The organism is Streptomyces sp. NRRL WC-3549 (assembly GCF_000721935.1).
In the GTDB taxonomy this organism is placed as follows: domain Bacteria; phylum Actinomycetota; class Actinomycetes; order Streptomycetales; family Streptomycetaceae; genus Streptomyces.
Map to the genome: position 1 here is coordinate 60926 of NZ_KL585394.1, position 3339 is coordinate 64264.

3 protein-coding genes and 1 pseudogene are annotated in these 3339 nt (G+C 75.7%); 1 reads left to right on the forward strand and 3 read right to left on the reverse strand.

The genetic code is table 11. From position 1 onward, the window contains the following. The 3 genes from IH13_RS0110910 to IH13_RS0110920 all read right to left on the reverse strand — a co-directional run. The coding region (locus tag IH13_RS0110910; RefSeq protein ID WP_031083308.1) for an isochorismatase family protein at nucleotides 1-198 on the reverse strand (198 nt) is incomplete at its 3' end. A gap of 24 nt (nucleotides 199-222) precedes the next feature. Continuing rightward, nucleotides 223-1689, reverse strand: a complete 1467-nt coding sequence (locus IH13_RS0110915) for an MFS transporter (RefSeq protein ID WP_082317565.1) — start codon at nucleotides 1687-1689, stop codon at nucleotides 223-225. 7 nt (nucleotides 1690-1696) lie between these two features. Further along, the gene (locus tag IH13_RS0110920; protein WP_051835814.1) at nucleotides 1697-2164 is read right to left on the reverse strand and encodes a MarR family winged helix-turn-helix transcriptional regulator; all 468 of its coding nucleotides are present in this window, start codon (nucleotides 2162-2164) and stop codon (nucleotides 1697-1699) included. A 210-nt stretch (nucleotides 2165-2374) separates the two neighbouring features. On the opposite strand from IH13_RS0110920, the pseudogene IH13_RS37205 reads away from it, so the two are divergent. Next, nucleotides 2375-3339, forward strand: a pseudogene (locus tag IH13_RS37205) (TPM domain-containing protein); the annotation flags it as partial.

The window sequence follows — 3339 nt, forward strand, 5'->3', positions numbered from 1 at the left end:
GGCCTCGGTACGTCCGGGGGCGCCGCCGGTGACCCGGACGAGCACGACGGGAAGGCCCTTGGCGCGGAAGGCGTCGGCGAGGGTCGCGGCGTTCGCGACGACGTCGCCGGCGGGGTGGACGGTGGAGGCGCCGACGATTCCCTTCTGCAGGTCGACGACGACCAGGGCGGTCTTCGGGTCCAGGGTGGTGGCGGTCATGTGCGTACTCCTCGTGGGGGGCGTTCAGGTGCGTGCGCGCAGGGCGCGGTCGGTGACGGTCAGGACGGTGAGCAGGACTCCGAGGACGACGGAGACCGCGGCCATGAGGTGCAGGCCGGCGTCGCTCGCGGTGTCCGCGTAGGCGAGGGCGATCAGACCGGAGGCGGTGATCGCGCCGAGGTACTGGGCGGTGCGCTGGAGGCCGGCGGCGGAGCCGATGGACTCGGGCGGTGCGTGGGCCTGGACGGCGGCCTGGTTGCTCGTGCCGATGAGGCCCTGCGGTGCGCCGAAGCAGGCGCCGGCGAGCAGCAGGACGGCGAGCGGGGTGGAACCGGTCAGGGTCAGCAGGACGCCCGCTCCGGCCATGAGCAGGACGCAGGCCAGGGTCAGCGGGGCGCGCAGGGACTTCGTGCGGGCGCCGAGGAGCGAGCAGGCCAACGCGGTGAGGGACATCGGCAGCATGAGCAGCCCGGTGTGGCCGGAGGAGTAGCCGCGTGCCTCCTCCAGCCACTGGGTGAAGCCGTACATCACGCAGTAGATGAGGAGGTAGCCCAGGCCGTGGCGGGCGTAGGTACGCAGCAGCGCGCCGTTGCCCGCGAGCATCCGGAGGTCGATGAAGGGCCGCGGGGTGCGCAGCTGCCACCACCCCAGCACGGCGGTCAGTGCGGCGAAGGGCGCGAGCAGCCACCACAGGGGGTCGGTCAGGCGGAGCAGGAAGAAGACGAGCACGGTCAGGGCCGCGGAGAACAGGGCGATGCCGAGCGGGTCGAGCGCGAGTTTCCGGGTGTCGCCCCGGGCGTCCCGCTCGCGCGGGGGGTCGGCCGGTACCCAGAGCAGCGCGGCGCCGGACGCGACCAGCGCGACGGGGACGTTGACGGCGAAGATGCCCCGCCAGCCGACGACGGTGACGAGCAGCCCGCCGAGCGCGGGCCCGACGGCGGCGCTGCCGAGCGCGGCGAAGGAGAGCCGGGCCAGCACCGGGCGCGGGGTGGCCCGGCCGACGCGGCGCGACTCGTCGCGCAGGACCGCCATGGCCGCCGGGTAGGCGGCCGAGGTGCCGACGCCGAGCAGCAGCCGGGAGACGATCAGCATGCCGAAGCCGGTCGCGAGGGCTCCGACCAGGCCGGACGCCATCACGACGACCAGACCGGCCTGGAAGACCCGGCGGGGGCCGAGCACGTCGGCCAGCTTGCCGAGGACGGGCTGGGCGACGGCGCTGGCGAGATAGAGGACGGAGATCAGCCAGGCGGTGTCGGCGGCCCCGATGCCGAAGGTGCGTCCGATGGCCACCAGGGCGGTGGAGATCATGGTCGTGTTGAGCGGATTGAGCAGGGAGCCCATCAGCAGCGGCGCGGTGAGGCGGACGCCGAACCCCCGTTCGGGCCCTGCGGGCCGCCCCCGCTCCGGTGCGGGTTCCGCCGGGGCCCGCCCGGGTGGCCCCGGCGGCCCGCCATGTGTATAAGAGACAGGGCGGGTGTACCGGGCGCCCACCGGCCGGTCACTTGTCGACCAGGCGGCGGATCAGAACCACGGCCTCGGCGACGGTACGGCGCTCCTCACCGTCCAGCTCCTCGGCGATCGTGTCCGCGAGCCAGCCCCGGGTGACCGCCCGGACCCCGGCCAGGGCGGAGAGCCCCTCGCCGGTGACCGAGACGACCGACTTGCGGCCGTCGGACGGATCGGGGGCCCGGGCGACCAGCCCCCGGGCCTCCAGCGCGGCCAGCGTCAGCCGCATGGACTGCGGGCGTACGAACTCGGCGCGGGCCAGCGCCGCCGTGGTGGCGGGGCCGCTCTCGTCGAGCCGGGCCAGCACCGAGCGCTGGGACGGCGTGAGCACCCCCTCCGGCTGCATGGTCCGCATCCGTCGCAGCAGCCTGCCGACCACGGTCGCGAGATCCGTCGCCACGTGCTCCGCGGCCGGATCGCCGGGCGTGGGATCGCGGGGTTCCAGGGGTCCGGTGGTCATGCGTTCCACGCTAAAGATGCGCAGTACATCTTGCAAGGTTGACTGTTCATCTTCCGGCAAAGACGGTGCGCGGCCCGTGAGGCCGCCGGTCTGGCCCGACGCCCGGTCGCGGGCCGCGCGGGCCGGACATAGCCTCCCCGTGTGACACCGCCCGCGAGCCGTATCCGGCCGCCCCTCCGGCCCTCGACGCGCGGCAGGATCCTCCTCACCGTGCCGGCAGCGCTGTGCGGGCCGGCCCTGCCCACGGCGTACGGCGCCCGGGCCGCGGCCCCGGTCCCCCTCTCACACCAGGGGCGGGTCAGCGACCGGGTGGGGGCGCTCGGGGACGACCCGGTGGGGGGCGGTTCCGTCGACCTGGTCCTCCCCCTCGTCGTGGCCGCCGTCGTGCTCGCGGTCGCCGGCTGCGCGTGGCTGCGCCGCAGGCATCGCACCGCGACCCGGACCACCCCGGCGCTGCCCGGCCGGGGCGGCCCGTCTCCCCGGGGCGGCGGTCGGGTCACGCCGGCCGAGCTCGACGCCCGTGCCGAGGCGGACCTGGTGGGCACCGACGACGCCGTACACACCAGCGAGGAGGAGCTCGGTTTCGCTGTCGCCCGGTACGGCGAGGAGGCGGCGGCCCCCTTCACCGAGGCGGTCGAGTACGCCAGGGCCGAGCTGGCCGAGGCCTTCCGGGTGCGGCAACGGCTGGACGACGCCGTCCCGGACGACGCCGTGGAGCACCGCCGCATGCTGGACGAGGTCATCCGCCGCTGTACGGACGCCGGCGCGCGCCTGGACGCCGTGTCCGAGGACTTCGACCGGCTGCGCGCCCTGGAGGAGACGGCGCCCCGGGACGTGGCGGCGGCGGAGGCCGTGTTCCGCCGGCTGACCGGGCGCGTGGCCGCGGCGCGGGTGACGCTCGACGGGATGCGGGACCGGTACGCCGCCTCGGCCCGGTCCGCCGTGGCCGGGAACGTCGCACAGGCCCAGGACCTGCTGACCTTCGCGACGTCGAGCCTCAACCAGGCGCGTCGGGCCGTGGACGGCGGGGTCCACGCCCGGGCCGCGGTCCAGCTGCGCGCCGCCGAAGGGGCGATCGCCCAGATCTCCACCCTGGTGGACGGTGTGGAGCGGCGGGCCGCGGAGCTGACCGAGGCCGAGGCGCGGCTGCCGGGCGCGCTCGCCCGGGCGGACAC

Excerpts from the sequence above, each read along its gene's own strand:
- IH13_RS0110920 (WP_051835814.1), bottom strand. The coding sequence starts at position 2,164 with ATGACCACCGGACCCCTGGAACCCCGCGATCCCACGCCCGGCGATCCG.